The following is a 25984-nucleotide window of genomic DNA, read 5'->3' on the forward strand; positions in this document are numbered from 1 at the left end:
AGCTAGAGCGGGATGATCTTGTCTTGAATCGGAGCGATTTCCAAGGGGCTGCAAACAGGGGTGAGGTGGGTCAGTACGCACCACCACCTGTTACCCTCCCGGTGATAGACGTCGGTGATCCATTCGTCGGCTGATATCGGTTCGCCACGGAACATCCCCGTGTTCTGCCCGCGACCGGTAACCGTGGCGACATTGCCGAGCAGATGGACGTGATGCGTCGTCTTGGTCATCGTGTCGTGGCTCAGGACACCGGATCCGATCGCCGAAAGAATAGCCTGCGCAGGGATTGGGCCACGCTCAGGCGTCACCAGCACCCAATCGTCCGTGATGCAGGCGGCGATCTGGGCGGGATCGTTGGAAACCATCGCCGCGTTGAAGGCGCGCTCAGCCGCCTCGAGCGCTTCAAGGGCTGCGGCACTCACGCCGACATATCCTCGTTCCAGCGGCGTTGCATCTCCTCAGCCGTGACCTGCTCGATGGTTTGCGACAACATCCAGCGATGACCGAAGGGATCAAGCACCTGCGCCACCCGCTCGCCAAAACTCTGGTCGGTCGCCGGGCGCAACATCGTCGCCCCAGCCGACAGCGCCTGCGCCAGTGCTTCATCGGTCGACACCGTGTCCATGTGGAAAGTTACCGGTGAGCCTCCGATGGTATCGGGAGACAAGGCGCCGAAGTCCGGATATTCGTCTGCCAGCATCATCAGCGTCTCTCCGAAACGCAGCTCGGCATGGCCGATCCGCCCGTCCGAAGGATCGGTCATGCGGAAGACTTCCGTGGCGCCGAAAGCCTCCTTGTAGAAATCGATGGCCCGTGCCGCATCCTTGACGATGAAGTAGGCGCTCACTTTTCGGGCAAAACTCGGCATGGATGATCCTCCTTGACTGGGTCCTTTATTAACGTTACGTATCGTAAAGATATGAGTCAAGAGAATAACGCAACACCGAAGAAACGAGGGCGGCCGCCAAGCGCTGCCGCGCAGAGGCGTGCCTTGGAGGCCGCCCATGAGATCCTGATGGCCGAAGGTTTTGGCCGCATGACGATCGAAGCCGTGGCGGCGCGGTCCGGTGTCGGCAAGCCGACGATCTACCGCTCCTGGGCCAACGCGCAGGAACTGGCGATGGCCGCTCTTCTGGTCAACCGGCTACCGGAAGCGGAGGTTGGAGGGGCCACGGCGCAGGCGGCTCTCGGCGCGCAAATGAGCGGGCTGGTGACCGCCTTTGCGAGCACGCGCGGGCGGCAGATCACGATGGCACTTGCGGCCGCCGACCCGGAAAGCGAATTTACCAAGGCCTTCCGCAATCAGGTGATCCTGTCGAGCCGCAACGCGGGTCGTGTCATCCTGGAGGAGGCTCTGGCTCGAGGAGAGATCGTTGCGCCGCTGGATATGGAGGCGCTGCTCGACATGATCTACGGACCGGTCTTCTTCCGGCTGCTGGTCGGCCATCGCCCGGTCTCGCCGGAGTTCGGCGATGCGATCGTCAGGACTGCGTTGCGGGCCGTTGCACCGTCGGGCGCGTGACGCAGGCGGCCGACCAGGCGACCTAGCCGTGATCGCCACCCAGTTCGCCAAGGTGGCGCTGGACCCACTTGATCTCTTCCGACGCGGTGCGCCCGAAATGCCGTTTGAAATCGCGGCTGAACTGCGCAGGGCTTGCGTAGCCGACGGAAGCCGCGATCTCGGCGATCGTTCTCGTCTGGCGGGCGATCATCAATCTTGCTTCGTGAAGGCGCATCGCCTTGACGTATTGCATCGGACTGCTGCCGGTCAGACCCTTGAAATGGACATGGTAGGACGGAACGCTCATGCCGACGTCTCTTGCCAGATCGGTGACCGCGACCTCCAGGCCATAGTTTTCTCGCAACCAGGCCAGGCTCTGGATGATCTTTCCGGATCTGCCTTTCTGCTGGAGGGCGGCGATCATCGCGCCGCCTTGCGGACCGACCAGGACGCGGTAGTGCAGTTCGCGCAAAATGCCGGCGCCAAGCACATCCGTCTCAACGGTGCTGCGTAGCGCCGTCAGCAGGCGCAGCAGGACATCCTCGATATCAGCAGACATCCTGCTCGACACGAGACTTCTCGCCTCGTCGCCTGGCAGTTCGGCATGCTTTTCCACTTGCAGTGCGATCTCGGCTGCCATCTGCATGTCGAACTCGACATAGACCGCAAGCAATGGCCGCTCGGGACTGGCCGTCGACGTCATCCGGAATGGGACGGGCAGCGACACCGCCAGATAATGCTCCTCATCATAGAGGAAGACCTCGCCTTCGAGGATGCCCTGCTTGCTCCCCTGCAGGACGAAAACCGCGCCCGGTCTATAGAGGACAGGGATGTCGTGGAGCACGGCTTCGGTGCGCAATATGCGGACGGGAGCAAGCGCGGTCGGATTGTATCCGTGACGAGGGGCGAGACGTCCGGCCAGCTCGACCATCTCCCCTCGCCTCGATAGGCCACGATCACCATTCATAGGATTTGGCAACATTTTGAGAGAATCCGCAATCGATTCGCCGGTTTCTCCATACTATTTGTCAAATCGCATCCTCAATCAAGGAATAATGCTGATGTCACGAAAGACCTTCTTCATCACCGGATCGAATTCCGGCTTCGGGCTGGCCATCGCGTCTGCGGCGCTTCAGGCGGGCCACACGGTGATCGGCACCGTCCGCTCGCAAGCCGCGCGCACAGCGCTTGCCAAAACCCTGCCTGCCCTGCAGCCGGTCCTCTGCGACGTCACCGAGTTCGACCGGATCGATGATGTCGTCCGGCAGGTGGAGGACGAGCATGGGCCCGTCGACGTGCTGATCAACAATGCCGGTTACGGCCACGAGGGCGTGCTCGAGGAGTCGCCGATCGAAGAGATGCGGCGGCAGTTCGAGGTGAATGTCTTCGGCGCCGTCGCCGTCGCCAAGGCGTTTCTGCCGCGGTTTCGCACGCGGCGCCAAGGGTTCATCGTCAACGTCACCTCGATGGGCGGCATGATCACCATGCCCGGCATCGCCTATTACTGCGGCAGCAAATTTGCGCTGCAAGGCATATCGGAGGTGATGCGCGCGGAAATGGCTCCGTTCGGGGTGCATGTGACGACCCTTTGCCCCGGCTCCTTCCGGACAGACTGGGCCGGACGATCGATGGTCCGCACAGAGCGGTCGATCGCCGATTATGATGGGCTTTTCGACCCGATCCGCGAGGCGCGACAGGCCGTCAGCGGCAAGCAGCTCGGCGATCCCGCCAAACTGGCAGCAGCGGTTCTGAAGCTCATCGAATCCGATAATCCACCGCCGCAGCTGCTGCTCGGCAGCGACGCCCTCAAGCATGTTTCGGAGAGGATCGGTCGCCTGCAGCAGGAGATCGAGGCTTGGAAATCCGTCACCGTCTCGACCGACGGCTGACGGCGGAACATCAATCAGCCAGCTCTCATTGGATGATTTTCCCACCCTCGGCCGCCAACTTCCGCCTGAGTGCCTGCTCCTGTTCGTATGATTTATGCGGGAAATGCTCAAAGCACCACCAGCGCGTTGGCACGGCCGGGGATGGGCTGTGGCCCCAGCCTCCCCATTCCTTGCAGCCTGTGCCGTCGGCATGCCGGTGCTCGCAATAATGTTCAACGATCATATTGGCGCCCGGCGCACTCGAATGGCCTTCGTTGCTCATCGGTGCGCCGTCCTTGGTTTCCCGCCTTTGATGCTCTCGTAGATCATTTCCAGCCGCCTCGAGGCGACATAGGCACTTTCCTCGTATCCGGCTGACGGCCAATCCAGTCGAGGGTTGCCATCTGTCGCCACGATCCAGAACCATCGATTATCGATCCCTTCGCCGGCCTGAGAGCGGAATATCCTTCCGATCTGGGTATCGCCGTCAAAAGCGACGTAGTCGTCACCGGGTTTCTCCTTCCAGGCGTGCCGCCATTTGTATTTGATTTCTCGGCCGCTGACATGTTCCCACGATTTCCATGTGATTTGTTCTGGCATGCGTCGTCCTGTCCTCTCGCGAGGTTCTCTTTGACCGCATGGTTGATGGATGGCTCCCGCCCGAGCCGGTGAATTCAGATCAGCGTCGGTTCCGGATCGGGGTCGATCGGATCGATAATGTCAGCCGTGTCATTCTTGGGCGAACCCACATTGCGGCCGATCGGCCACATGGTCATCAGCTCCGCCGGGAACGGCTTCATCAGGTCGTTCGGATCGGGTTCCGGCGATAGCCAGCGTTCATAATCCTCTCGATGCAGGATGACCGGCATCCGGTCATGGATCTGCGCCATCATCTCATTCGGCTCACAGGTGACGATTGCGAAGTTTCGGACGTCTATGCCTTCCGGGCTGCGCCAAATCTCCCAGATGCCGGCGAGCGCAAAGGGCGAGCCGTCAGCCATGGCGATCGCATAAGGCTGCTTGTTCTTGCCCGTGCCGAAGATATCCTTCCACTCGAAGAAGCCGTTGATCGGCACCAGGCAACGGCGCGATCTGTAGGCCGAGCGGAACAGGCCGTTGGTACTGATGCCCTCGCAGCGGGCATTGATCGGCGGCGGCCGCCCACCCGGCTTCATCCATGCCGGCATCAGACCCCAGCGCGCCGAGGCGAACACCGGCCCCATGATATCAGGCTCGCGGACCATGTCGCGAATGATGATCGGATAATCCAGCGTCGGCGCGCCGTTGTAGCGCGGAAATCGGTTCCCGAGCGCATCGATCGCGCCTCGCTCTGCGAAGGCGAAATTGCGCACCAGTTCCTCAAGCGAGGTCTTGATATAGACGCGGCCGCACATCCAGAACTCCATTCCGTATATTAGGTGTTCTGATTATGTTCTGGGTGTCCGAGGCGAGTCAAGGCCAGTCGCTACAACCGATGCCATCATCACTTTCGCCCGCATCAAGGTGAAGCCGGTGACCGCCTCGACGACCGCTGACGGTGGAAAATTTGCTTTCGGCTTGACAGCCTTCCTACTGGAAGGTAGATAGACTTATGAGCAATCTTTTGACGACGTCAGACGAGATCCTGGCCTCCGCCCGCGCACTGATCATGACCGGAGGCTATAATGGCTTCAGTTATGCCGATATTGCTGCCGTCGTCGGCATCCGCAAGGCCAGCATCCATCACCACTTTCCGAGCAAAACCGACCTGGTGCGCATGCTTGTCGTGCGATATCGCGAAGATGCCGAGGCGGGTATCGCGGGCCTGGAGCAGCATGTGAAGGATCCCCTGGCACTCCTCAAAACCTATGCGGGCCATTGGGCCCAGTGCATCGAGGACGCCAGCCGGCCTTTTTGCGTCTGCGCCCTGCTGGCGAGCGAACTGCCGGCGCTGCCGCCGGAGGTCGCGGCCGAGGTCAAGGCTTTCTTCCGCTTTGCGTCGGCATGGCTGACCTCGGTGATGGAACGGGGCGCTGAGAACGGGAGTCTGACGCTGTCGAGCGAACCGCGCGTCGAGGCCGAAGCCTTCATGGCCTCCGTCCATGGCGCCATGCTGTCGGCCCGTGCCTACGGGACCCCGGAGATCTTCGCCACCATTCTGGCCCCCACCTTGGAGCGGCTTACTCCGGCCGCCGCCCGATAATGCTCCGGGCGGAATAAAGCCCGGAGCGACAACGACGTTCAGCGAAACTACCAACTAGTAGGAAGAACGATATGATCAAGACCATTCTCCCCGCCCTCGTGTTGGGGCTCAGCGCCATCGCGACGGCGGCACTTCCAGCGGCGCCTGCCCATGCCGAAGACCAGAAGCCCGAGCAGATTCATGTCAGGGGCAGCATCGTCACCTACAGCGGCTCTGTTCTCAAGGTGAAGACCCGCGAAGGAGAGACCGTCGATGTGACGCTTGCCGACGGCTGGCAACTGGCGAGCGTCGCAAATGCCGCGGTCACCGACATCAAACCGGGCGACTTCGTCGGCATCGCATCCCTGCCGAGTGACGGCGGCGGCGACGGCGCGCTTGAGGTGCTGATCTTCCCGCCGGCGATGAAGGGTGCGGGTGAAGGCAGCTACGGTTGGGACCTCAAGCCGAACAGCAGCATGACCAATGCGACCGTGGCCGACGCCGTCAAGGGCGTCGATGGCCGCACCGTCACCGTCTCCTATCACGGCAAGGAAAAGAAGATCGCCATTCCGGACGGCACGCCGGTCGTGACCATCGCTCCGGCCACCAAGGACGATCTCGTTGCCGGCGCCGTCGTCTTCATCCCCGCCGAGAAGGCTGCCTCGGGTCCCCTCGCCCATCAGGTGCTTGTCGGCAAAAATGGCGTGGTCCCGCCCATGTGACCACGTCGTTGCCGGTCGGCCGGGCCGCCCCCGGTTCGACCGGCGATTTACCGGGGAATGTCGCCTGACCGCAGCCGATGGACTCGAACGACGGAGAACGTCGTCGCGGCAGCAGCCCGGCGGTGCTGGGGCGGTTGCGAAAACCCAGGAAACCCAATCGCGATGACGGACGCCACCGCTCATGACGGTGAGCCGCCCCTATCAGACCAACACCATCACACTGGAAAGAGATCATGATGAACACCGATCAAACCACCGTCGCGTCCGGCGACAGGGAAGAGTGGCTGACGCGCTATTATTTCACCCGAGCAGCCTTTTCCGCCATCTGGGTCGCAGCCGCCTTGACGGCCGGCCAGCAGTCGCTTGCCGTCGCGGCCGCCTTGCTGATCCTCTACCCGGCCTGGGATGCCGCCGCCAACCTCATCGACGCAGCGCGGAACGGCGGCCTGGCAAACAACCGCAGCCAGGCGATCAACGTCGCCGTCAGCGCGGTGACGACGGCGGCCGTGATCGTCGCGCTGACAATGAGCATGAACTGGGTTCTCGGCGTCTTCGGCCTCTGGGCGATCTTTTCCGGCCTGCTGCAGCTTGGAACCGCTGTCCGGCGCTGGAAGACCAATGGCGGCCAGTGGGCGATGATCCTCAGCGGCGGCCAATCCGCGGTGGCAGGCGCGTTCTTCATCGCCCAGGCGCAAATGCCGGAACCGCCGTCAATCGCCAACATTGCCGGCTATGCCGGCCTCGGCGCCTTCTATTTCCTGGTGTCGGCCGTCTGGCGGAGCGTCACGCAGATGCGGCGGAATCGGGCCTGAGGCGAGCGGAGCGGGAGAGTGCCGGGGCGGGGTCGGGCCGGCCCGCCTGCACCGCTTATCTCCAGACCGACGGGATCGGAGAAGGCTTTCCAGGGGTGATAGCCGCTTGAGCGAAGCGCTATCATGTGGTCGCCGACTGTCACCTGATTGCGGCGGCGGCCAGCCTCGAGCCTCACTCAAGATCCGATGGTGAACGTGAACCGGCGATCACCGATCCAGCCTGTGCCGGTTCCCTTCTCGCGCTTAGAAGGGCGAGTGAAGGAGAAGGAGCCGCTTTGTCCGCCATTACAGGTGAACGTCCCTTCGCCCTTGCGGCGGGTAACGCGGCCAGAATAGCCTTGGCAATCAATCCCCTTGCTACTCCAGATGTGAAAGTCGGTAACACCGTCTGCAAATCTCATAGCAGAGCCTGTGAACGTTTCGTCCTCGCTCTCCATCCGCCCCTCCAGAGGCAGCACCGTTGTGCAACCGGAAAGTAGAACGGCGAGGAGTGCCAAGGGAATAAGCGATTTCATGGATTGCTCTGATAAAATCATGTTGCGAACGGCATCAAGCATATTGCCTTGCCCAGTGCCACAATCTTTTCTCACCCCTTGCCGCAAAGGCGGACCGTTTTGGGCATCATCCGCCCCACCTTCCGTCATCCCAGGCCTTGAGCCTGGGATCCATGCCGCTGCTGATCGAGGCAAGAGTGGATCCTTGGGTCAAGCCGGAGGAGGAAGGAGCGTGCGGTGGCGTCCGGAGCAAGGACAGCGGCGCATGCGGACATGATCGGCGACAGCTCGCACGGTCGCCGATCTTGTTCTGCCGAAACGCGCAGCGGCGGTGTGGCCACACTCACCGCCTTGTGTAAGTTTTCAAAAAGCGGTTAGCTGCCATCGTTGACTATACTTCGTGTGCTGAGACGTGTCCGCATTTCGGGGGAAATCTCGTGCACTGGTCCAAACCCCTAAGACTGCATCTCGGCGTCCTGGTTGTCGCATCGCTGCTTTGCACGTCGACGCCGATCATCTGGCTGGCGTTCAGGCAAGGAAGCGATGCTGCGGTCAGTGCGGGCGTGCAGCAGATGCGCGAGATGAGCCTGCGGCTGATCGAGGGGTACCGCAATACGCTGCAGGGCGGCACCGAGGCGGTGGCACTGGCATCGACCCTGCCGCAGCTCACCTCGCCGCCGCCCCAGGATATCACGGAGAAACAGCAATTCTTTCTGGAGGTTCTCAGAAATGTCCCCAACGCGACGAGCGTCTACACCGGCTATCCTGACGGCTCGTATCTACAGGTCATCAACACGCAAAGGCAGGATGTCCGCCGGATCCTCGCAGCACCCGATGGCACGGCTTTCGCCATCCGCACGATAGCACGCAGACAGGGGCCGGACGTCATATCGACGTTTCGCTTCCTCGACCGCCAGGCAAGGCCGATCGCCGAGCGTGACGTCGACTTTGCATCATTCGATCCGCGGCAACGCCCCTGGTACCAATCCGTCATCCAGCAGGGCGAGGAAGTATCCGTCGGACCCTATGTTGCCGGAACGCTGCAGCTTCCGACGCTGACGATCGCAGCACCGATGAGAGACGACGATCAGGTTGTCGTCGGCATCAACATCCACCTGATGACTGTCAGCCGCCTGCTGGATGCGCAGGAAATTTCGCCGCGGGCGCGCGCCTACATCATCGATGATGCCGATGATCTGATCGCCCATTCCGACCCGGCGATCATGAACAGGCTTCTCGGCATATGGTCGAAAAGTGCCGGTGACGGCGCCGTTGCCGTCGATACGACGACGGACAGTTACGACACGAGCCTCGAAACGGTGGCGAGGCTCAGGCGGGATCCGGCCTTTGCAAATGGCGGCGTGGTGCGGATCGATCTCGATGGCGAACGCCAGATCCTGCAGATCGCCCCCGTCGGCGTCTCCGGTCTGTTCAAGGGAAGCGTCGCCGCAATCGTCGTGCCCCTGGAAGATCTGGTGGCTGAGGCCAATCGGCTGCTCATGCACAATCTCCTGATTGCGGCCGCCTTCGTGATCGCGGGCGTCGCTGCCTCCGTGATGCTGTCGCGCATGGTCAGCCGCTCCCTCTACCGGCTGGCGGACGAGGCGCGCAGGATCGGCGATCTCGACGTCGGCGAGAAAGGCGTCTCCCATTCCTTCATATCGGAGATCAACACGCTCGCAGGCGCGCTGGCGGCAAGCCGCCATGCCATCAGCCAGTTTGCCCTCTATGTTCCGCGTGAAGTCGTCAGGCGGATCATCGATCCCAAGGGAAGAACCGCCGTCAAGGCGCAGCGGCAGGATGTGACCGTGCTGTTCACCGACATTCGCGACTTCACCACCATATCCGAGCAGCATTCGCCCGAGGACGTGGTCGATACGCTGTCGGCCTATTTCGAACTCTTGAACACTATCGCCGAGCACAATGGCGGGACTGTCGTGCAATATCTCGGCGATTCCATTTTCGTCATGTGGAACGCCCCTGTTCCGGATGCCGGACATGCCGAAAACGGCTGCCGATGCGCGCTGGCCATGAAAGCGGCGGTCGACGAGTTGAATGAAGCCAACCGCCGGAATGGCCGTCCCGCGCTCATCACGCGATTTGGATTGCACACCGGCCCGGCGGTCGTCGGCAGTTTCGGCGCGATTTCGCGACAGCAGTACACAGCCATGGGCGATACGATCAATGTCGCCTCACGGCTGGAAGGACTGAACAAGGAATTCAACACCTCGATCCTGGTGAGCGCCGCCATATACGAGGCCGTCGCCGATCGCTTCGCCCTTCGCCCGCTTGGCCTGGTGCAGCTCAAGGGGCGCGGCGAGAAGGTCGATTTATGGGAACTTGTCGAGGAAGGCCGGAGGCCGCAGGAATGAATGAGGCGTTCGGGTTGCTACCAACGGCAGCTTCGCGCCCGCCGCCAGCGGCCTTGTGGCGTCGCAAACTTTCTCTATTTCTTCCGTCAATTTAATCATGGCCGCCAAGGGTATCGCCAATGGGATGGGAAGCACTCGGGCAATGGGGTGAAGACGCGGTTCGCATCGAACCGCTCACCGGTGGAGTTGCCAACGACGTGTGGAGCGTTCGCTTAAACGGGCAGATCGCGGTCGCTCGTCTCGGCTCCAGGAGCGACGCTGATCTTGCATGGGAAGCCGAGCTGCTCCAATACCTCGACCGTGAAGGCATGACCGTTCCGGTGCCGATGCCGACGACTGACGGCCGGCTGTTCGTGGACGGGCTGGTGGTGATGAAATACATGGAGGGCGGACCGCCCGAGACGAAGTCCGACTGGCGTCGCGTCGCCGACACGCTGCGCGAGCTGCATCGGCTGACGCAGGGCTGGCCGCAGCGCCCGGGCTGGCGGTCGTCGAGCGACCTCCTGCATACCGAAACCGGAACGAGGATCAACCTTACCGCGATGCCGCCTGAGGGCGTTATTCGATGTCGAGCGGCGTGGGCACGGCTCATCGGGCGTCAGACATGCGTTGTCCACGGCAACCCCAACAGCCCCGGCAACGTCCGCATGACTGCAGATCGGGTCGCGTTGATCGACTGGGATGAGTCACATGTCGACGTCCCCGACCTTGACCTGGTGCTGCCCGACAATGCTGCCGATCTCGACGACGGCGCACATGACATCGCCGCGCAAGCCTCAGCCGCATGGGAAGCCGCCGTCTGCTGGCAGGACGAATACGCAGTCAAGCGGCTTGCCGAGGTTCGGGCGGTCTGAGTAGTTTCGCCGGATCGACAGGCGGCATCCACCCGTGAATTGCGCCATCGCCAGCGGAACATGGGTTGGCGGCGGACTTCAGGAAGCAGTCACGCTGCGCCAATTCCCTGTTTCGTCCTGTTCGAGGCATGGCCGAATGAGTCGAGCTGTCACACGCTCGCACTGAGCGTGATGAGAAGTTCATCCAACTGCTCGAACTGCTCGGGCAACGCGTCTTCCATACCGACGAAAGACTGGTCGAGCGCTTCCTTCGAGGGATAGAGTTCCCGCAGCACCAGCAGCGTCCTGCCGTCCTCTTCCTCGAAGGTCACCGTGGTGACGGCGCCCTCCTCCCCGCCTTCGTCATTGCTCCAGACGAGGCGCGATGGCGGCGACACGTCGAGATATTTGCCGAAGAAGGCCATGGCGTCGGCGGCGTCGTGTCCGAACGTGATGCGATAGCTGCCCCCGGTGCGAACATCCATCTCGCAGGAAAGAATGGGCACGCCCATCGACTTCGGCGCCCACCACAGCTTGAACAATTCGGGCTTGGTCCACGCGTCGAATACGAGGCGAACCGGGCCGTTGAAGGTGCGCGTCACCACGAGTTCAAGCTCCGATCTCCGTTCGACCACCGTGCGGCCGTTACTCGCTCTGTCCCCCATCGACTTTCTCCTTCCGTTTTAGTGCCTCGATGACGTCATCAAGCGCGTCGAAGCGTGCGTTCCAGATCTGGCGGCGCGCTTCGATCCAGGCCGCCTCTTCCTCGAGCCCGCGTGATCCCAGCCTGCAGGTCCGCACACGGCCGACCTTCTCCGTCGTCACCAGCCCCGCCTGCTCCAGGACGCCAATGTGCTTCTTCATGCCCGTGAGGGTCATGTGGAATTTCTCTGCGAGCTCCGTGATCGAAGCATCCGCACTCCCGAGCTGCTCCAGAACGCCGCGTCGCGTGGCGTCCGAGAGCGCGGCAAAAGAGGCGTCAAGGCGAGCTGTCGAAAACTGAACCATATAGTTCAGTGTCTAGCACGCAGATCGGCGTCATGCAAGGGACCGAGATCCGCCTCAGGCGATCGGCTAGCGTTGGAAAGTGAGGTGGCTGGTGCCGCTCGATGAGGTTTCCGCCTTGACGGTGCAGCCGGCTTCCAGGCCGCGCAGCGCTTCCCGAACCTCATGCACTTTCTGAAGTTCGTGCCGAAACGAGCGGATCGTGATGGACTATGGCACGCCCAATCCCGGCGACCCCGAGCATTTCCGCGCCACGGTGACCTTCGATGAGCAGGCTGACGGCAAGACGTTTCTGACCCTGCGCCAGCGATTTTTGCCCCGTGATTTCGCCCACGCAAAATTGCCTTTGACATTTCGCTGAACAGAATATATCCATATGGCTATATAGCTAAATGGTGATATATGGACGACAAGCTCGATGCGATTTTCTCCGCACTCGCCGATCCCACAAGGCGAGCAATTCTTGGGCGGCTTGCGAACGGCAAGGCGACGGTGGCTGAACTCGCTGATCCCTTCGAGTTGTCTCAGCCTGCCATATCAAAGCATCTCAAGGTCCTGGAACAGGCCGGATTGATCCGCTCCGGCCGTGAAGCGAATTCGCGTCCCCGCGTCCTCGAGCCGACCGCGTTGAAGACGGTTGCTGATTGGATCGCCGATTACAGAGGCTTCTGGGATCAAAGCTTTGATCGTCTCGATGACTATCTGTCCAAGGTACAAGGATACGACAATGACTAATCAAGAGACCGACACCGCCAATACCCGCGACCTAGTTCTCGTCCGAAGGTTTGATGCTCCATGCGATCTGGTTTTCAGGGCATGGACCGACCCGAAAGCGTTAGCACAGTGGTGCGGTCCTCACGGTTTCAAGGCGGTGGGCGACCAGCTTGAAGCTTGGCCCGGCGGTAGACACCGCGCCTGTCTGATCGCGCCAGATGGAGAAGAGCATTGGGTCCGCGGAAAATATCTGGAGGTCGAGCCGCCGCACAGGCTTGTCTTCACTCATGCCTGGGAACTCGCAACCGGCGAAAATAGCCCGGAAACGGTCGTCACCATCACGTTCAGGGAAAGCGACGGAGGTACGGAAATGACTTTTCGGCAGAGTGGATTTGATAGCGCATCGTCACTTGCGGGTCATGAAGCCGGCTGGTCGCAAAGTCTCGAGCGGTTGAGCTTGTTTCTCGGAACTGAATCCGAAGGGCCGGATCATGCTTAAGGCGGCGATGAAGCTCTATTACTGTGAGACGCTCAATCCCCGGAAGGCCTGCGCCGCCGCTCGTTATCTCAAAGCCGACGTCGAGTTCGTCAGGGTTGACCTGGCAAGCGGAGAACAGCGCAGTCCAAAATTCCTGGCGCTTAACCCGAACGGGAAAGTGCCGGTGCTGCAGGATGATGCGGGAACTTTATGGGAAGCGAACGCCATCATGTGCAGGCTGTCTGACAGCGTCGCATCGGATTTTTGGCCGCATGACCACCGGCAAATCGACGTGCTGCGCTGGTTGAGTTGGGATGCCAGTCACTTCACCCGGCACGGAGCAACGCTGTGGTTTGAAACCTTGATCAAGCCGTTGTTCGGCGGGGAGCCTGACGTCGCCGTGATCGACGATGCGAAGACGAGTTTTCGGCTCCACGCTCGCGTGCTCGACGATCATTTGGCCAACAACAGCGTCGCCGTCGGGGAGACACTGACTGTGGCAGACTTCGCATTGGCCGCCGCACTTCCTTATGCGACTTCTGCTGAGATTCCAGTTTCCGAGTTTACGCATATACAGGCGTGGTACGAACGGCTTGAACAACTGGATGCGTGGCGAAACCCTTTCCCAGCCTAAGAGGGCACGAGCGAAGGACCTCTTTTGCCAGGGTGAAAGGCGTTGGCAAAGGCACGTGAATTTATCGAGATCGGCCACCGATCTATTGGCTACCTTTCTGGAGATGAAGCATGTTCACCCACGTGATGATTGGAAGCAACGACTTGGAGCGGGCCAGAAACTTCTACGACGCCACGTTCGCTGCCTTGGGAGGCAAGCCCGGCGAGATGGATGCAAGAGGCAGGCTGATCTATGCCCACGAGGGTGGTCGGCTGATGATCACGAAACCGATTGATGGCAAGCCGGCGACCGCAGCCAACGGTGGGACTATCGGTATCGCCGCCGCGAGCCCCGACCATGTTCTAGCGTGGCATGCCGCCGGTACTGCGCATGGTGGCACAGCGATCGAAAGCCCGCCACGGGAACGTCCGAACGGGTCATTCGTCGCCTATCTTCGCGATCCTGACGGAAATAAACTGACCGTACGGTCGCAGCCGACGAAATGAGTTAGCCTTCAGCAGCGCCTACTGGACAGCATGGTCGAGAGCGACCCATGTACCATCAATCCTGCGCCGGCTCCCACAGCTCGACTGGATTGCCTTCGGAATCGTGAATCCGGGCAAAGCGGCCGTCAAGATAGTCTTTAAACCAAGCAGATACTCGCTATCAGGCAGGCGCTGGCCTCATCCACTTCCCGGAAGGAGGAGGCCAGAATGGATCCTCGGGTCAAGCCCGAGGACGACGGAGCGCGGGGTGGCGTCCGCAGCCGGAACAGCGACGTATGCCGACATGATCGGGTGCCATCAACACCGGTTTGGCCCGCAATTCGCCCGTGAAGGCCTAGCCGAGGTCTCGGACAGCCGTTTCAATTTCCAGCCATCGCTTCTGCCACCGGAGCGCCGGAGACATCCTTTGCCACCTCTGATATCAATGACCTCAGCCACCGATGGGCGGGGTCGTTTCGGTAGCGGACATGCCATGCCAGCTCGACCGGGAAGCTGCCGAGATCGACCGGTGCGGGCAGGACTTTGAGACGCGGGTCGCGGGCAAGGCGATGGCAGATCAGCCGGGGCAGCGTCGCGCAGTAGTCCGTGACGGCCACCATTTCCGGGACCGCCAGGAAATGAGTGACGGAGACCGAGACGTCGCGCCTGAGGCCTGCCTGCTGCAGCATCTGGAACAGGCCGACGCGCATCCGGCCGGGCGGAAGCACGTTGACATGCCGCATCCGCTGATACTGTTCCTCGGAGATGCTTTCGGCGATCTCGGGATGATCTTTGCGCACGACACAGGCCAGCCCATCATCCATGAGATGCTGCACGACCATGTTATCAGGCGGCTCGACGATCCTGCCGAGCACCATTTCCGTCGCCCCTGACATCGCGCCGGTCTCGGCCAGATCATTGCCGAAGGGCGTCAGGCGCAGCCTGATCCCGGGAGCGCATTCGCGCAGCCGCGCCACGATCACCGGCATCAGCACGAACTCGACGTAGCTGTTGGGGGCGATGGTGAACTGCCGTGTCGCTCGCGCCGGATCGAACGCCTGCTGACCGAGAATGACGTCATCGAGGCTCGCCAGAGCCGTGCGGATCACCGGAGCAAGTGCCTCTGCCATCTCAGTCGGCTTCATGCCATAGCGCTCGCGGATGAACAGCGGATCGCGCAGCGTCTCGCGAAGGCGGTTCAAGGCGTTGGAGACGGCCGGCTGCGTCATGCCCAGTTGTTCGGCTGCGCGCGTGACGTTGCGCTCTTCCATGAGCGCCACGAAGACAGGGAGAAGGTTGAGGTCATACTTCATCCAGATATATTGCCGAACGCATATCTGAAATCAAAGAAATAAATTTCCGGAATGATAGCGGCCGAGGCATGATCCCCTCAACAAAAGCAACCGATCACATCTGTCTCGAAAGGATCTCCAGATGAAAATCCTCATGGTTCTCACCTCGCACGACCAACTGGGCAACACCGGCCGGAAGACCGGCTTCTGGCTCGAAGAGTTCGCCGCCCCCTATTATGCCTTCCTCGAAGCCGGCGCCGACATCACCGTCGCATCGCCCAAGGGCGGACAGCCGCCTCTCGACCCGAAGAGCGACGAACCCGGCTTCCAGACCGACCAGACCCGTCGCTTCCATGCCGATCCGGATGCCCAGGCGGTACTCGCCTCGACCGCAAAGCTCGCTTCGGTCTCCCATGACGATTACGACGCCGTGTTTTATCCGGGCGGCCATGGCCCGCTGTGGGATCTGGCGGAAGACAGGAATTCGATCGCCCTCATCCAATCGCTCTATCAGGCCGGCAAGCCCGTCGCCTTTGTCTGCCACGCCCCGGGTGTGCTGCGCCACGTCAAGGCTTTGGACGGCACGCCGCTGGTTCAGGGCAGACAAGTCACCGGGTTCAAGAACTCCGAAGAAGACGGCGTCGGTCTCACCCAGGTGGTGCCGTTCCTGGTCGAGGACATGTTGAAGGAGAATGGCGGCATCTACTCCAGCGGCGACGACTGGTCGTCCTATGCTGTGAAGGACGGCCTGCTCATCACCGGGCAGAACCCCGGTTCATCGGTGGAGACCGCCGGCATTCTGCTCGCCGCCGTGACGGCGGCAAAGGCCGCCTGACACACGGCGGCTGGTCGGGGATAAACCCAAGACCAGCCGCTCTGTTATTTGTGTTGCGGCGATACTCAGAGCTTTCCCTCTGCCAGCAGTTCGCGGGTCCGCTTCAGTGTCGATAGCAGGGCGGCCTTGTAGCCCGTTTCGCCGTCGAATTGAGCCTGCTCGGCCTGCTCTTCCGGGCCGTTCGGCTGTTTGCCACGCAGCCCGAGATAGCAGTAGAAGCGTAGCTGCAGCCGACCGTCTTCATCCTCGAAAAGCTCATTGACGATCGCTCCCTCGCGTGGCCCCGCCGTCTGAAAGAAGGTGACCTTGCTTTGCGGCTCCAGGGTGATGATCTCGCGCAGATCCTGCCCGGCAATCGTCGCCTCGCGCACGAAATGGGTCGGGCTTTCCTCTACGACATCGCAACGGGTGCAGAGACCGGCGGGAAGAAAGAGCCGGGCGTCGCGCGCCTTGCGTTCGAGACCTTGCCAGGCCTCAGCGCGCGTCAACGGGGTTTCACCTTCCGGGTTCACCGGAACTGTGGCGGTCGAATAGATCATCGTGATCGTCCTTTTGAGATCGCTGTTGCTGCCTCAGGCGGAGGCAACGGTTTCCGCGGCGAAGGCGGAATAGGAGCGCAGCGGGCGTCCGAGCAGCCTTGTCAGACGCTCGACGTCGCCGGCCTCAGGCAGCATCCCGTCGGTCAGGAAACGCTCGCCCATCAGCCGCATGTCGTAGGCCATCCAGGCAGGCATGAACTGCCTGAGATTCTGCTCGAAGCCCTCGGTATTGTCGCCGCCATAGTGGATCGGACGGGCGAGCACGTCCGACCAGATGGCGGCGATATCGATTCCGGTGAGTGTCTCCGGACCGACGAGGTTGATCCGCTCGAGCGCCAGCGGCTCTGCAGCCTGTTCGCGGCGCAGCAGTTCTAGGGCGGCGATCTCGGCGATATCACGCACGTCGATCATGGCGAGACCCTTGGGCCCGATCGGCATCGGGTAGGCGCCGTAGCCGGTGATGACGTCTTTGACCGTCAGATCGTTCTGGATGAAGTAGGCCGGGCGGAGGATCGTCGCCTTGAAACCCATCTGCTCGATCATCCGCTCGACACCGAACTTGCCGGCGAAATGCGGCACGTTGACGTAGACGTCGGCGTGGATCACCGAGAGATAGACGATCCGCTCGATGCCGGCCGACCGGGCGACATTCAGCGCAATCAAAGCCTGGGTGAATTCGTCCGGCACCACGGCGTTGAGCAGGAACAGCGTCGACACGCCTGACATGGCGTTGCGCAGCGCGTCGACGTCGAGGAAGTCGCCCTGCACGACGCTGACGCCAGCCGGGAATTCGGCTTTCGACGGGTCGCGGACAAGAGCACGGACATCGGCGCCGCGCTTGACGAGGTGTTCGACGACTTGGCGGCCAACATTGCCTGTGGCGCCGGTGACGAGAATGGTCATGGTCTTTCTCCGTGTTGGGTTGCTTGACACGTCGAATATGTGTGGTTCACTGGTAGTCCGATAGACAGCAATTTTGGACACGCTGTCTCGCTGGTGGAACACTCATGGATCTTCTTGCGCTTGCCGATTTCAATCTCGTTGCCCGCCATGGTGGCTTCGGCAAAGCGGCAAGGGCGACAGGCCGGCCGAAGGCAACCCTGTCGCGGCGTGTCGCCGAGTTGGAAAGCAGCCTCGCTCTGCGGCTGTTTGAACGGGGCGCGCGTAACCTGAAGCTTACCGAGGAAGGACGGGCGCTGTTCGAGCGAACCGGCGCGCTGCTCGCCGAACTGGACGAGACAGCGTCGGCGATTGCCTCCGGCGGTCAAAAACCCAAGGGCAGATTGCGGATCAGCGCACCCTTGCATTTCTCCCAGACCGCAATGGGAAGGATCGCCGCCGGCTTTGCCCTTAAATATCCGGAGGTGAGGCTTGAGGTGACGAGTGAGGACCGGCCCGTCGATATGATCGAGGAAGGCTACGATCTGGTCATCCGGGTCAATCCCGATCCCGACGAAAGCCTGGTCGGACGAGCGTTTCTGCGCGACCGGCTGGTGGTGGTGGCAAGCCCCGATCTCCCCCGCCCGACCGGCGGACACGCCGCTCCAGGCGTTGCGCGCGGGACAGGCGAAGCTCAAACATGGCAGGTGAAGACAGCCGGCGGCCGGGCGACGATCAAGATCGAGCCGGTCCTCACCTTGTCAACACTCATCACGATCCGGGATGCAGTGCGTGCCGGCGTCGGTGCAGGACGTCTTCCCATTTCGCTGGTCAGCCACGACCTGGCTGACGGCACGTTGGTCAATTGGGGGGATATCGACGGCCCCGAGATCGCTCTCTGGACGCTCTACCCCTCCAGGCGGCTGCTCAGCGCGCGCGTCTCGGCGTTCCTGGACTTTCTGAAACAGGCCTTCCCCAACGGCACGGCCGACGAACTGGCCGCCTATATCGGCAGGTGATGACCGAACCCGCTTTCGGACGCAGAGAATCTGGCCCATAACCGACGAGATCGACATCCAGAGGAGAGCAGCGTGTTTCGTTATTGCTTGCGGAGAGGTATTGCGGGGCGGAGCCGAAGCCGATGCGCCCGCTCTGCGCGCCGTCATTCGTCTTGATGCTGTTTATGATGTCAATTCCGTCCCCAATGATTATTTTGGTTGAGTTCGTCAACGCTCGAGCTCAGCCTGCGTGAAGCGCGGCGTGATGTGCTGCGGGCAGTTCCAGTCGAACGCCTCCACCACGATGAGGACGAGACGTTCCACGCGAGCGGGGTAGTCAGGCACGGTCAGCTTCTTCGCCAGCACCGGATCGTCTGTCGCATCGATGATGCACATGTGACCAAAGATCTTCAGACGCTGCCGGTGCGCATAGTCCATCAGGAACAATGAGACGCGGTCATTCGTGCGCACATTGCCCGTAGTGATGTATTGCCCGTTACCGCGAAAATCCGCGAAGCCCAGCGTCGATGCATCGACGGTGGTGAGAAAGCCCGCGGGGCCGCCACGGTACTGGACATAGGGCCATCCGGTGTCCGAGACACTGCCGAGATAGAAACCATCGCGCGCCCTGATGAAGGTCCTTTCCGACGGACCCAGGCGCTGGCTCTGCCCGGTATCGTCTGCGTGGCCGCGCACGCCTATCCGCTCCCACTGCGCCGCGCTGCCATAGTGTTCCTGCGCGGCCGCGACGGAGGCCGTCGTGGCGATACCGAGATATCTGGTGCTCATGTCGGTTCAACCTCGCGACTGCCCGAGCGGGCCCGCCGCAGCGGACCTCAGTTCTGTAAGGCCCAGTCCGCCACCTGCCAGCGCATCTGCCCGCGGTCGGCGACGACCCGGCCGAGCCCTGGGAAGGGCATGTGCGTGGCGGCGATGAGCGCGCCCTCCGAAGCGGCGCGAGGAAAAAAGCGGTCGCGCATCGCTTTGGCCGCTGCAGGGTCCTGCTCGAACAGGAAGAACACATCGGTGGCCCCAGGATGCACGACCGGAAAGATCATATCCGAAACCATGATGAGGCTCTGCCCGCCATCTTCGACCCGCACGCCGATATGGCCGGGTGTATGGCCGGCAAGGTCGACAATGGAGACGCCCCGCACAATCTCACGCTCGCCGTCAATCGCCTGGAGTTTCGGGTAGAGGCGCACGACCTCCCCCGCCATTTGGAAGCTGGTCTGCAGATAATCGGGCGCGCCGCTGCGCTTGGCCGGGTCGGTCCAATGGGTGACGTCGCGACGATCGATGTAGAGTTCCGCCTTGGGGTAGTTGTTCTTGCCCCCGACGATCAGACCGCCCATGTGGTCCTGATGCATATGCGTCACGATCACCGCGTCGATCTGGTCGCGCTGCAGGCCGAGCGCGCCGAGCGCCTGCGGCAGGTCGCCGGTCTGCCCGATCGAGCCCGCTGGACCGGCATCGATTAGGATCCGGCGCTCGCCATCCTCGACCAGATACTGGTTGAAGAGAAACCGCACGCCGCTCGGCCGGGCGGTGAACTGCGCGATTGCCGCCTGTTCGACCTCGGCCGCGGCGCGTCCCGGAAAATAGTCGTAGGGCATATCGGCATACCCGTCCGTCAGGGCTGTCACCGTGAAGCGGCCAATGCGGATCTGCGCCAGCGGCGTAACGCTGACCGGCGTCTTAGCGGTATCCGGCGTCGCGGCAAGGGCGGGCGCGGGAGCGCCACCGATCATGTCTCCGCCGAGGAGGCTCCCCCCGATGAGGCCCAGAGGAAGCGCGCTGGCAAAGGCGCGACGTGAAAGTTGAGGCATGGCGTCTTCCTCCGGATCTTTGGCAAACGGGAGCCAGCCGGCCGGCGTCCCCTGGACGACATGAAAGCTATGATATCCACAATTGATAGGGTATCCTGCCATTTAGAGAACTTACCTCTCAAATTCCGGAAGGTTTCGATGGATCGGTTCGAAGCAATGTCGGTGCTGCTGGCGGTGGTCGAGGCAGGCAGCCTCTCGGCCGGGGCGCGGCGACTGCATGCACCGCTCGCCACGGTCAGCCGCAAGGTCGCCGATCTTGAAAAGCACCTTGGTGTGCGCTTGGTCCTGCGCACCCGCCGCGGCCTCGGCGTGACGGAGGAGGGGCGCGCCTTCGTCGCCGCGTCCCGTCGCATTCTGGAGGAACTGGACGCGGCGGAGCGGCAGGCCAGCGGCGATCATGGCGCGCTGCGTGGCGGGCTGCACGTAACGGCACCGATTGCCTTCGGCGAGCGCCATCTGCTGCCAATTGCGCTGGAATTCCTGAAGGAGCAACCCGATATCAACCTGCGCCTGACCCTGGTCGATCGGCAGCTAAGTCTGGTGGATGAGCACGTTGATGTGGCCCTGCGGATCGGGCATCTGGCGGACAGCGCGCTTATCGCAACGCGCGTGGGCGCCGTCCGCCGGGTGATGTGCGCGAGCCCCGACTATCTCGCCCGCCGAGGAGTGCCGCGTCAGCCGGATGACCTCGCCCAGCATGACGGCATAAGCTTCCAAGGCTTCGCGACCGCGCCGGAATGGCGCTACCGCCGGGATGGCGCGGCCTTTGCCGTCGAGCCGCGCTACAAACTCGCGGTCAACACGACGGAGGCCGCCATTCAGGCAGCACTGGCCGGTATCGGCATTATCCGCGTGCTGTCTTACCAGATCTCCGATCAATTGCGCTCCGGCGCGCTGCAGGAATTGCTGACGGAGTTCGCACCGGAACCGCTTCCGGTGAACGTTGTCCATGGACCAGCCGATCCCCTGCCGCTGAAGGTGCGTTGCTTCCTCGACTGGATCGGGCCCCGCCTACGCGCGCAGATGGCTCGCTAGCGTCCCCGCTATCCAGGCGCGCCTCCGTTAATCGCGGTCAGGCACACTGTGAGAATGCTGCAAGGTGCAGCGCACCTTCCCCAAGCTCCTGACATGTCGGGCTTTCCAGAAAGAGCCAAACATCTCCAGGACTGCAACGAGGGCGCAGAACTGCCGTTGATTGGAAGTGGGACGATAATCTTCGGACCGGCAGCGGAAATAATTTCCGTCAAGGCGCAATGGTCCCAGGTTCTGAGCTCTGGCCCGATGGCATGGGGACTTGTACCTTCGGTGCTTCAAGAAGACATTCAGCATTGCTGTCACAGCCCCAGAGCGGACCCCGCAGCCTGTAGGTCGGCTGCTCCTGTCGATCGATCTGCGATGTATTTCACATGTGATATTGGTTATTGTCCTGGGGCTGTGAGCGGTTTCATTAAGCGATCGTTCACGTATTCAAGGGGTTTGTACGTTTGCGTCCGGAGCTTCGATCGTGCTTTCCTACTTCTTTGGCCCGTACGTACTTGTACCAGAGCGGCAGTCGCTGATGCGGGATCAGACGGCCGTTCGTGTCGGTAGCCGCGCACTGGAAATTTTGGCGGCGCTGATCGAGCGTCCCGGCGAACTGGTGGGCAAGGCTGAGCTTGTGTCGCGCGTCTGGCCGGATACCTTCGTCGAGGAAAGCAATCTCAAGGTAAACGTTGCAGCTCTTCGTCGCGCGCTTGGCGATGCTCCGGGCGACATGCAATACATAGCGACGGTGAGCGGCCGGGGCTATCGGTTCGTCTTTCCCGTGCGTATTTCGGGGCAGAATGACACCTCCGTCACGGCGAAGGCTCAAGGTGCCCGCACGCACAATCTGCCTGTTTCAACAACCCGTTTGGTGGGAAGAGGCGATGCTGTTGATGCAATCCGGTGCGCACTTGAGGTATCGCGCCTCTTGACGATCGTTGGCCCGGGTGGCGTCGGCAAGACGAGGTTGGCTCTCGCAATAGCTGATCAACTTACTGCTGCGTATCACGATGGCATCTGGTTCGTTGATCTGGCGACCGTGAACGATGCAACTCTCGTACCGACGGCGATCGCCACGGCGATGGGATTGAGGGTCCACTCGGCGAAGATCAAAGCTGCGGTCGCCGCCTTCGCAACCGACCGGGAATTCATGCTTGTGCTCGACAATTGTGAGCACGTCATCGAAGCGGTGGCCTCCTGCGCAGAAACGCTCCTGGCCGCCGCCGCGAGGGTACGGATTCTCGCCACGAGCCGTGAACCCATGCGGGTTGTCGGAGAACAGGTCTATCGCCTGCCGCCTCTCGAAACACCACCCGAAGTGTCCGAACTGTCCGCAGCCCAGGCTTTGGCGTTCCCAGCGGTGGAGCTCTTCGTCGAGCGCGCGGCCGGAAGTCGCGGCGAGTTCAAGCTTAACGACGGGAACGCGCCAGTCGCTGCTGAGATCTGCCGCAGGCTCGATGGGCTGGCACTCGCGATCGAACTCGCTGCGCCGCGACTGGATGCGTTCAGTACACGCGAACTCCTCGACCTTCTCGCCGATCAATCTCATGTGTTGAGCGATAGGCGGTGTGGCGACCCTCGCCACCACACCTTGGCTGCAACGCTGGACTGGAGCTATGGCCTGCTCGCCGAGCCTGAGCGCGTCCTGCTGCGACGCCTCTCGGTCTTTGCAGGCGCCTTCAGTCTCGAATCGGCCTGCGCCGTTGCAGTCGACAAGGGTCGTGCCCGCTCCGGATGCATTCACGGTGTCGCGAACCTCGTTGCGAAGTCGCTTATATCGACGGAGAGAGGAGAGCTCGGGACGCACTACAGATTGCTCGATACAACCCGCAAATATGCGCTGCAGAAACTTGCCGAGAGCGGCGAAAGCAACAGCCTGCGCCAGCGCCACGCCGAACATCTCCTCGAACTCGCCAAACGCGCCGAGGCGGAATGGAAAATCCGGCCGACGGCCCAATGGCTCGCCGAGTACGGGCGAAAGATGGACGATATCCGCGGTGCTTTGGGCTGGGCGTTCTCCGGGAACCGCAGCGTTGCCACCGGCGTAGCGCTCACGGTTGCTGCTCTCCCGTTTTGGGAACATCTTTCGCTCCTGGAGGAGTGCCGCACCGGGGTAGAACTCGCTCTCAGTCGTTGTTTTGCCGATTTCCGTAGTGCGAGCGACGACATGAAGCTGCAGCTTGCCTATGGCACGGCGCTGCTTCACACCCGCGGCCCGCTGCCCGAAGTCAAGACCGCCTGGACCACAGCCCTCGGCTCCGCCGAAGTGCTCAACGACACCGAATACATGCTCAGGTGCCTGTGGGGATTGTGCGACTATTTCACCTGGACGGGCGATCACCAATCGGCCTTGGGGATGGCGGATCGGATAAGAAAGCTGGCAACCGACCGCGGCGATCTGGATGCACGCAACAATGTCGATAGGCAGACTGGAACCGCTCTGCGCTACTTGGGAGAGCTTGGCGAGGCACGGCGTCACCTCGAACGCATGATCTCCCGATATGTCCCTCCCGTGACCCGTTCCGACATTGCGCGTTTCCAGTTGGACCCACGATCTGCGGCAAGGGGCACCCTTGCGAACGTCACCTGGCTGCAGGGGCATCCCGACAGGGCGGTTGCCATGGCGCAGCGTCAATTGGAAGAGGCACGGGCCTCGCAGCACGCCCTCGCGCTCTGCAATGCCATCGTCCACACGACCTGCCCCATTGCACTGTGGACGGGAGACCTTGCTGCCGCGGAGCGCCTGCTTGTTGGCATCGAAGCCCATGTCGCGGAGCACGCGATGTCGATTTGGAGTGCCATGAGCCGCTGCCTGCGCGCAGAGTGGTTGCTGCAAAGCGGTGATCCGTCTGGACTGGCGATGTTGAGAGGCGCGCTCGATGAGCTTCTTGTGGTAGGTTTCCGCATGCGTTGCCCTTTCTATATCGGCGTTTACGCTGCGGGTCTGGGGGATCATGGGGACGTTGATGCGGGGCAGACCGCGATCGGCGAGGCAGTCGCGCTTTCGGCATCGACCGGCGAAATCTGGTGCATGCCGGAACTGCTGCGCATAAAGGCGGTTTTGTTGGGCAAGGAAAGCGCCAACCGGACGGTAAAAGCCGCAGAAGCCCTTTATTTTCAGTCGCTCGACCTCGCGCGCCACCAAGGTGCACTGTCATGGGAGTTGCGCGCCGCAACGGCTCTCGCCGAGCATTGGGCTCAGTCGGGACAAAGCGAAAGGGTTGGCGGGCTTCTGGCACCGATTTATCGACGCTTCGGCGAAGGGCTCACCACCCGCGATCTGGTGAAGGCGCGCGCACTCCTCGATAGCCTGGGGGATGCTGGCAAGGGGAGCAAAAGCGCTGCTCGTCAGGCTCGTCGCGATGGGCATACAAGTCCGAATTCCTAGCGCGCTAGCGCTCGCGTACGGCGATCCAACATGAGAAGGATCGGAGCGATCGCGGCAATGCCCGCGAAGATTGAAAAGGCCTCGACGTAGCGCGTACCTTCGGCGGCCATGATGTGCAGCGATGCCGGGCCAAGTCCAGCGCCCATGGTCAAAGCCATGTAGTTGATGCCGAAGAGCTTGCCGAAGCTTCGCATTCCGAACCGTTTCGACAGCAGGTAACCGATCGCGTCGCCCTCCGCTCCGGTGGCGAGGCCGAAGAAGACGGCGCTGACATAGACGGGGATCAGAGCTTCGGAATTCAACAGAATGAAATGACCGACAACGGGTGACAGAAAAGCCAGGCTGGTCAACGGGACCGGGGGAAATCGATCGAGCAGTGCCCCGAAGCCGAGACGCATGACAATGAAGGACAACCCCACAAGGCTCATGACCAAGGCCGCCATTGCCGGATCCGCTCCGCGATCCGCCAGCACGACAGGGAGCGAAATAGACCCGGCTGCAGCGGCGAAGTAGTTGAGAAAAAATGCGCCCAGCATCAACCAGAAGCTTGCCGTCTCCACCGCCCGGCGAACAGTGTGGCCCTCGCCCCCTGTGCGGTCGGGTCGCTGAAGCACGGGCGGATCACGAATAACGAAAAGCGCGACGGGAAGCGTGACCGCAATTGATATCAGACCGGCTGCCATGAAGGCAAAGCGCCAGCCCCACTCGGAAATCAGGAATGCAAGGAACGGAGGAAGCGTTGCGATCCCAAGCCCCACGAAGGAAAGCATGACACCCAGTGCGAGACCGCGTCGCGCGGAGAACCATCCGACCACCACATAGGTGTAGGGCACGCCGGTCTGCGCGGCACCCATAAGGCTTGCCACGGCGACGGCCACGATGAATGTAGTCAAATTCTGCGACGCAATGCCGACCCCGATCAGGCCGATCGCCATCGACATGGACGATACGGCAAGCACCCGGCGCGGGCCGAACCGATCCGTCAACGCCCCTACTACAGGCGACATAAGACCGTTTACGACGGCTATCGGTGCGACGACGGCGGCCACCACGGTCCGATCCCACCCAGTATCCTCGGTGATCGGCACGATGAAAACGCTGAAGCCATAGATCAGCACGATCCCGATGCTGAAATACATTCCC

Annotated in this window: 30 protein-coding genes and 1 pseudogene; 16 read left to right on the top strand and 15 right to left on the bottom strand. The window is 61.8% G+C overall.

Going from position 1 to position 25984, the window contains the following annotated elements:
• Window positions 1–2 precede the first annotated feature (2 nt).
• On the bottom strand, window positions 3–422 hold the full coding sequence (locus FFM53_RS07175) for a nuclear transport factor 2 family protein (protein ID WP_138387850.1): 420 nt from the start codon (window positions 420–422) through the stop codon (window positions 3–5).
• Window positions 419–868: a VOC family protein gene (locus FFM53_RS07180; protein WP_138387851.1), complete on the bottom strand. Its 450-nt coding sequence runs from the start codon at window positions 866–868 to the stop codon at window positions 419–421. Before FFM53_RS07180 ends, FFM53_RS07175 begins: the two co-directional genes overlap by 4 nt.
• A gap of 51 nt (window positions 869–919) precedes the next feature.
• Here FFM53_RS07180 and FFM53_RS07185 point away from each other — a divergent pair, with 51 nt between their 5' ends.
• A complete protein-coding gene (locus FFM53_RS07185) occupies window positions 920–1522 on the top strand; it encodes a TetR/AcrR family transcriptional regulator (RefSeq protein ID WP_138328671.1) in 603 nt (200 codons plus the stop codon).
• Window positions 1523–1544: 22 nt separating this feature from the next.
• Here FFM53_RS07185 and FFM53_RS07190 read toward each other — a convergent pair whose 3' ends face one another.
• Complete coding sequence (locus FFM53_RS07190) at window positions 1545–2483, bottom strand: AraC family transcriptional regulator (protein ID WP_138387852.1); 939 nt, start codon at window positions 2481–2483, stop codon at window positions 1545–1547.
• Between the two features lie 79 nt (window positions 2484–2562).
• Here FFM53_RS07190 and FFM53_RS07195 point away from each other — a divergent pair, with 79 nt between their 5' ends.
• Window positions 2563–3390, top strand: a complete 828-nt coding sequence (locus tag FFM53_RS07195; protein ID WP_138387853.1) for an oxidoreductase — start codon at window positions 2563–2565, stop codon at window positions 3388–3390.
• A gap of 25 nt (window positions 3391–3415) precedes the next feature.
• Here FFM53_RS07195 and FFM53_RS07200 read toward each other — a convergent pair whose 3' ends face one another.
• From FFM53_RS07200 to FFM53_RS07210, 3 genes are all read right to left on the bottom strand, one after another.
• Window positions 3416–3652, bottom strand: coding sequence for a hypothetical protein (locus FFM53_RS07200; RefSeq protein ID WP_138387854.1), 237 nt, complete (start codon window positions 3650–3652; stop codon window positions 3416–3418).
• The gene (locus FFM53_RS07205; RefSeq protein ID WP_138387855.1) at window positions 3649–3969 is read right to left on the bottom strand and encodes a hypothetical protein; all 321 of its coding nucleotides are present in this window, start codon (window positions 3967–3969) and stop codon (window positions 3649–3651) included. Before FFM53_RS07205 ends, FFM53_RS07200 begins: the two co-directional genes overlap by 4 nt.
• 74 nt (window positions 3970–4043) lie before the next feature.
• Window positions 4044–4763 carry an SOS response-associated peptidase gene (locus tag FFM53_RS07210; protein ID WP_138328676.1) on the bottom strand — a complete coding sequence of 240 codons (720 nt, stop codon included), beginning with the start codon at window positions 4761–4763 and terminating at the stop codon, window positions 4044–4046.
• Between the two features lie 197 nt (window positions 4764–4960).
• On the opposite strand from FFM53_RS07210, the gene FFM53_RS07215 reads away from it, so the two are divergent.
• From FFM53_RS07215 to FFM53_RS07225, 3 genes are all read left to right on the top strand, one after another.
• Window positions 4961–5551 (top strand): TetR/AcrR family transcriptional regulator, encoded by a 591-nt coding sequence (locus FFM53_RS07215; protein WP_138328677.1) that lies wholly within the window; start codon window positions 4961–4963, stop codon window positions 5549–5551.
• A gap of 71 nt (window positions 5552–5622) precedes the next feature.
• Window positions 5623–6252 (top strand): hypothetical protein, encoded by a 630-nt coding sequence (locus tag FFM53_RS07220; protein WP_138387856.1) that lies wholly within the window; start codon window positions 5623–5625, stop codon window positions 6250–6252.
• A 233-nt stretch (window positions 6253–6485) separates the two neighbouring features.
• Complete coding sequence (locus tag FFM53_RS07225; RefSeq protein WP_138387857.1) at window positions 6486–7064, top strand: DUF308 domain-containing protein; 579 nt, start codon at window positions 6486–6488, stop codon at window positions 7062–7064.
• 176 nt (window positions 7065–7240) lie between these two features.
• On the opposite strand, the gene FFM53_RS07230 is transcribed toward FFM53_RS07225, so the two are convergent.
• Complete coding sequence (locus tag FFM53_RS07230; RefSeq protein ID WP_138328680.1) at window positions 7241–7621, bottom strand: hypothetical protein; 381 nt, start codon at window positions 7619–7621, stop codon at window positions 7241–7243.
• A 374-nt stretch (window positions 7622–7995) separates the two neighbouring features.
• Between FFM53_RS07230 and FFM53_RS07235 the strand changes: the two genes are divergently transcribed.
• Both FFM53_RS07235 and FFM53_RS07240 read left to right on the top strand, forming a co-directional pair.
• Window positions 7996–9930, top strand: a complete 1935-nt coding sequence (locus tag FFM53_RS07235) for an adenylate/guanylate cyclase domain-containing protein (protein WP_138387858.1) — start codon at window positions 7996–7998, stop codon at window positions 9928–9930.
• 119 nt (window positions 9931–10049) lie between these two features.
• Window positions 10050–10784, top strand: a complete 735-nt coding sequence (locus FFM53_RS07240; RefSeq protein ID WP_138328682.1) for a phosphotransferase enzyme family protein — start codon at window positions 10050–10052, stop codon at window positions 10782–10784.
• Between the two features lie 149 nt (window positions 10785–10933).
• Here the strand turns inward: FFM53_RS07240 and FFM53_RS07245 are convergent, their stop codons facing one another.
• Together FFM53_RS07245 and FFM53_RS07250 are read right to left on the bottom strand one after the other, a co-directional pair.
• Complete coding sequence (locus FFM53_RS07245; protein ID WP_138387859.1) at window positions 10934–11428, bottom strand: SRPBCC family protein; 495 nt, start codon at window positions 11426–11428, stop codon at window positions 10934–10936.
• Window positions 11409–11771: an ArsR/SmtB family transcription factor gene (locus tag FFM53_RS07250; protein ID WP_138387860.1), complete on the bottom strand. Its 363-nt coding sequence runs from the start codon at window positions 11769–11771 to the stop codon at window positions 11409–11411. The genes FFM53_RS07245 and FFM53_RS07250 overlap by 20 nt, the downstream gene beginning before the upstream one ends.
• A gap of 141 nt (window positions 11772–11912) precedes the next feature.
• Between FFM53_RS07250 and FFM53_RS07255 the strand changes: the two are divergent.
• The 5 genes and pseudogenes from FFM53_RS07255 to FFM53_RS07275 form a co-directional block, all read left to right on the top strand.
• Window positions 11913–12075: pseudogene (locus tag FFM53_RS07255) on the top strand (SRPBCC domain-containing protein); the annotation flags it as partial.
• A 95-nt stretch (window positions 12076–12170) separates the two neighbouring features.
• Window positions 12171–12503: an ArsR/SmtB family transcription factor gene (locus FFM53_RS07260; protein ID WP_138387861.1), complete on the top strand. Its 333-nt coding sequence runs from the start codon at window positions 12171–12173 to the stop codon at window positions 12501–12503.
• Window positions 12496–12981: an SRPBCC family protein gene (locus FFM53_RS07265; protein WP_138387862.1), complete on the top strand. Its 486-nt coding sequence runs from the start codon at window positions 12496–12498 to the stop codon at window positions 12979–12981. The genes FFM53_RS07260 and FFM53_RS07265 overlap by 8 nt, the downstream gene beginning before the upstream one ends.
• Window positions 12974–13594, top strand: a complete 621-nt coding sequence (locus FFM53_RS07270; RefSeq protein ID WP_173883552.1) for a glutathione S-transferase family protein — start codon at window positions 12974–12976, stop codon at window positions 13592–13594. The genes FFM53_RS07265 and FFM53_RS07270 overlap by 8 nt, the downstream gene beginning before the upstream one ends.
• Window positions 13595–13704: 110 nt before the next feature.
• Window positions 13705–14079, top strand: coding sequence for a VOC family protein (locus tag FFM53_RS07275; RefSeq protein ID WP_130701419.1), 375 nt, complete (start codon window positions 13705–13707; stop codon window positions 14077–14079).
• 359 nt (window positions 14080–14438) lie between these two features.
• On the opposite strand, the gene FFM53_RS07280 is transcribed toward FFM53_RS07275, so the two are convergent.
• Window positions 14439–15371, bottom strand: coding sequence for a LysR family transcriptional regulator (locus FFM53_RS07280; protein ID WP_138387863.1), 933 nt, complete (start codon window positions 15369–15371; stop codon window positions 14439–14441).
• A gap of 121 nt (window positions 15372–15492) precedes the next feature.
• Between FFM53_RS07280 and FFM53_RS07285 the strand changes: the two genes are divergently transcribed.
• Window positions 15493–16185, top strand: a complete 693-nt coding sequence (locus FFM53_RS07285) for a type 1 glutamine amidotransferase domain-containing protein (RefSeq protein ID WP_138387864.1) — start codon at window positions 15493–15495, stop codon at window positions 16183–16185.
• 65 nt (window positions 16186–16250) lie between these two features.
• Here the strand turns inward: FFM53_RS07285 and FFM53_RS07290 are convergent, their stop codons facing one another.
• The gene (locus FFM53_RS07290) at window positions 16251–16724 is read right to left on the bottom strand and encodes an AtaL-like protein (protein ID WP_138387865.1); all 474 of its coding nucleotides are present in this window, start codon (window positions 16722–16724) and stop codon (window positions 16251–16253) included.
• A gap of 33 nt (window positions 16725–16757) precedes the next feature.
• On the bottom strand, window positions 16758–17627 hold the full coding sequence (locus FFM53_RS07295; RefSeq protein ID WP_138328691.1) for an SDR family oxidoreductase: 870 nt from the start codon (window positions 17625–17627) through the stop codon (window positions 16758–16760).
• 104 nt (window positions 17628–17731) lie between these two features.
• Here FFM53_RS07295 and FFM53_RS07300 point away from each other — a divergent pair, with 104 nt between their 5' ends.
• Window positions 17732–18622: a LysR family transcriptional regulator gene (locus FFM53_RS07300; protein WP_138328692.1), complete on the top strand. Its 891-nt coding sequence runs from the start codon at window positions 17732–17734 to the stop codon at window positions 18620–18622.
• 207 nt (window positions 18623–18829) lie between these two features.
• On the opposite strand, the gene FFM53_RS07305 is transcribed toward FFM53_RS07300, so the two are convergent.
• Window positions 18830–19390, bottom strand: a complete 561-nt coding sequence (locus FFM53_RS07305) for a pyridoxamine 5'-phosphate oxidase family protein (protein ID WP_138387866.1) — start codon at window positions 19388–19390, stop codon at window positions 18830–18832.
• A gap of 47 nt (window positions 19391–19437) precedes the next feature.
• Window positions 19438–20430 (bottom strand): MBL fold metallo-hydrolase, encoded by a 993-nt coding sequence (locus FFM53_RS07310; RefSeq protein WP_138387867.1) that lies wholly within the window; start codon window positions 20428–20430, stop codon window positions 19438–19440.
• Window positions 20431–20568: 138 nt separating this feature from the next.
• Here FFM53_RS07310 and FFM53_RS07315 point away from each other — a divergent pair, with 138 nt between their 5' ends.
• Window positions 20569–21465, top strand: coding sequence for a LysR family transcriptional regulator (locus FFM53_RS07315; RefSeq protein WP_246413109.1), 897 nt, complete (start codon window positions 20569–20571; stop codon window positions 21463–21465).
• A 469-nt stretch (window positions 21466–21934) separates the two neighbouring features.
• Window positions 21935–24841, top strand: coding sequence for an ATP-binding protein (locus FFM53_RS07320; protein WP_138387868.1), 2907 nt, complete (start codon window positions 21935–21937; stop codon window positions 24839–24841).
• Here FFM53_RS07320 and FFM53_RS07325 read toward each other — a convergent pair.
• Window positions 24838–25980, bottom strand: coding sequence for an MFS transporter (locus FFM53_RS07325; protein WP_138387869.1), 1143 nt, complete (start codon window positions 25978–25980; stop codon window positions 24838–24840). The genes FFM53_RS07320 and FFM53_RS07325 overlap by 4 nt on opposite strands.
• Window positions 25981–25984: the final 4 nt, after the last annotated feature.

The sequence above is a fragment of the Rhizobium indicum genome (assembly GCF_005862305.2).
GTDB lineage: Bacteria > Pseudomonadota > Alphaproteobacteria > Rhizobiales > Rhizobiaceae > Rhizobium > Rhizobium indicum.

Excerpts from the sequence above, each read along its gene's own strand:
- FFM53_RS07305 (WP_138387866.1), bottom strand. The coding sequence starts at position 19,390 with ATGAGCACCAGATATCTCGGTATCGCCACGACGGCCTCCGTCGCGGCC.
- FFM53_RS07240 (WP_138328682.1), top strand. The coding sequence starts at position 10,050 with ATGGGATGGGAAGCACTCGGGCAATGGGGTGAAGACGCGGTTCGCATC.
- FFM53_RS07230 (WP_138328680.1), bottom strand. The coding sequence starts at position 7,621 with ATGCTTGATGCCGTTCGCAACATGATTTTATCAGAGCAATCCATGAAA.
- FFM53_RS07285 (WP_138387864.1), top strand. The coding sequence starts at position 15,493 with ATGAAAATCCTCATGGTTCTCACCTCGCACGACCAACTGGGCAACACC.
- FFM53_RS07250 (WP_138387860.1), bottom strand. The coding sequence starts at position 11,771 with ATGGTTCAGTTTTCGACAGCTCGCCTTGACGCCTCTTTTGCCGCGCTC.
- FFM53_RS07275 (WP_130701419.1), top strand. The coding sequence starts at position 13,705 with ATGTTCACCCACGTGATGATTGGAAGCAACGACTTGGAGCGGGCCAGA.
- FFM53_RS07265 (WP_138387862.1), top strand. The coding sequence starts at position 12,496 with ATGACTAATCAAGAGACCGACACCGCCAATACCCGCGACCTAGTTCTC.
- FFM53_RS07205 (WP_138387855.1), bottom strand. The coding sequence starts at position 3,969 with ATGCCAGAACAAATCACATGGAAATCGTGGGAACATGTCAGCGGCCGA.
- FFM53_RS07200 (WP_138387854.1), bottom strand. The coding sequence starts at position 3,652 with ATGAGCAACGAAGGCCATTCGAGTGCGCCGGGCGCCAATATGATCGTT.
- FFM53_RS07315 (WP_246413109.1), top strand. The coding sequence starts at position 20,569 with ATGGATCGGTTCGAAGCAATGTCGGTGCTGCTGGCGGTGGTCGAGGCA.
- FFM53_RS07245 (WP_138387859.1), bottom strand. The coding sequence starts at position 11,428 with ATGGGGGACAGAGCGAGTAACGGCCGCACGGTGGTCGAACGGAGATCG.
- FFM53_RS07195 (WP_138387853.1), top strand. The coding sequence starts at position 2,563 with ATGTCACGAAAGACCTTCTTCATCACCGGATCGAATTCCGGCTTCGGG.
- FFM53_RS07325 (WP_138387869.1), bottom strand. The coding sequence starts at position 25,980 with ATGTATTTCAGCATCGGGATCGTGCTGATCTATGGCTTCAGCGTTTTC.
- FFM53_RS07180 (WP_138387851.1), bottom strand. The coding sequence starts at position 868 with ATGCCGAGTTTTGCCCGAAAAGTGAGCGCCTACTTCATCGTCAAGGAT.
- FFM53_RS07280 (WP_138387863.1), bottom strand. The coding sequence starts at position 15,371 with ATGAAGTATGACCTCAACCTTCTCCCTGTCTTCGTGGCGCTCATGGAA.
- FFM53_RS07190 (WP_138387852.1), bottom strand. The coding sequence starts at position 2,483 with ATGTTGCCAAATCCTATGAATGGTGATCGTGGCCTATCGAGGCGAGGG.
- FFM53_RS07270 (WP_173883552.1), top strand. The coding sequence starts at position 12,974 with ATGCTTAAGGCGGCGATGAAGCTCTATTACTGTGAGACGCTCAATCCC.
- FFM53_RS07185 (WP_138328671.1), top strand. The coding sequence starts at position 920 with ATGAGTCAAGAGAATAACGCAACACCGAAGAAACGAGGGCGGCCGCCA.
- FFM53_RS07300 (WP_138328692.1), top strand. The coding sequence starts at position 17,732 with ATGGATCTTCTTGCGCTTGCCGATTTCAATCTCGTTGCCCGCCATGGT.
- FFM53_RS07210 (WP_138328676.1), bottom strand. The coding sequence starts at position 4,763 with ATGTGCGGCCGCGTCTATATCAAGACCTCGCTTGAGGAACTGGTGCGC.
- FFM53_RS07260 (WP_138387861.1), top strand. The coding sequence starts at position 12,171 with ATGGACGACAAGCTCGATGCGATTTTCTCCGCACTCGCCGATCCCACA.
- FFM53_RS07220 (WP_138387856.1), top strand. The coding sequence starts at position 5,623 with ATGATCAAGACCATTCTCCCCGCCCTCGTGTTGGGGCTCAGCGCCATC.
- FFM53_RS07215 (WP_138328677.1), top strand. The coding sequence starts at position 4,961 with ATGAGCAATCTTTTGACGACGTCAGACGAGATCCTGGCCTCCGCCCGC.
- FFM53_RS07290 (WP_138387865.1), bottom strand. The coding sequence starts at position 16,724 with ATGATCTATTCGACCGCCACAGTTCCGGTGAACCCGGAAGGTGAAACC.
- FFM53_RS07225 (WP_138387857.1), top strand. The coding sequence starts at position 6,486 with ATGATGAACACCGATCAAACCACCGTCGCGTCCGGCGACAGGGAAGAG.
- FFM53_RS07295 (WP_138328691.1), bottom strand. The coding sequence starts at position 17,627 with ATGACCATTCTCGTCACCGGCGCCACAGGCAATGTTGGCCGCCAAGTC.
- FFM53_RS07310 (WP_138387867.1), bottom strand. The coding sequence starts at position 20,430 with ATGCCTCAACTTTCACGTCGCGCCTTTGCCAGCGCGCTTCCTCTGGGC.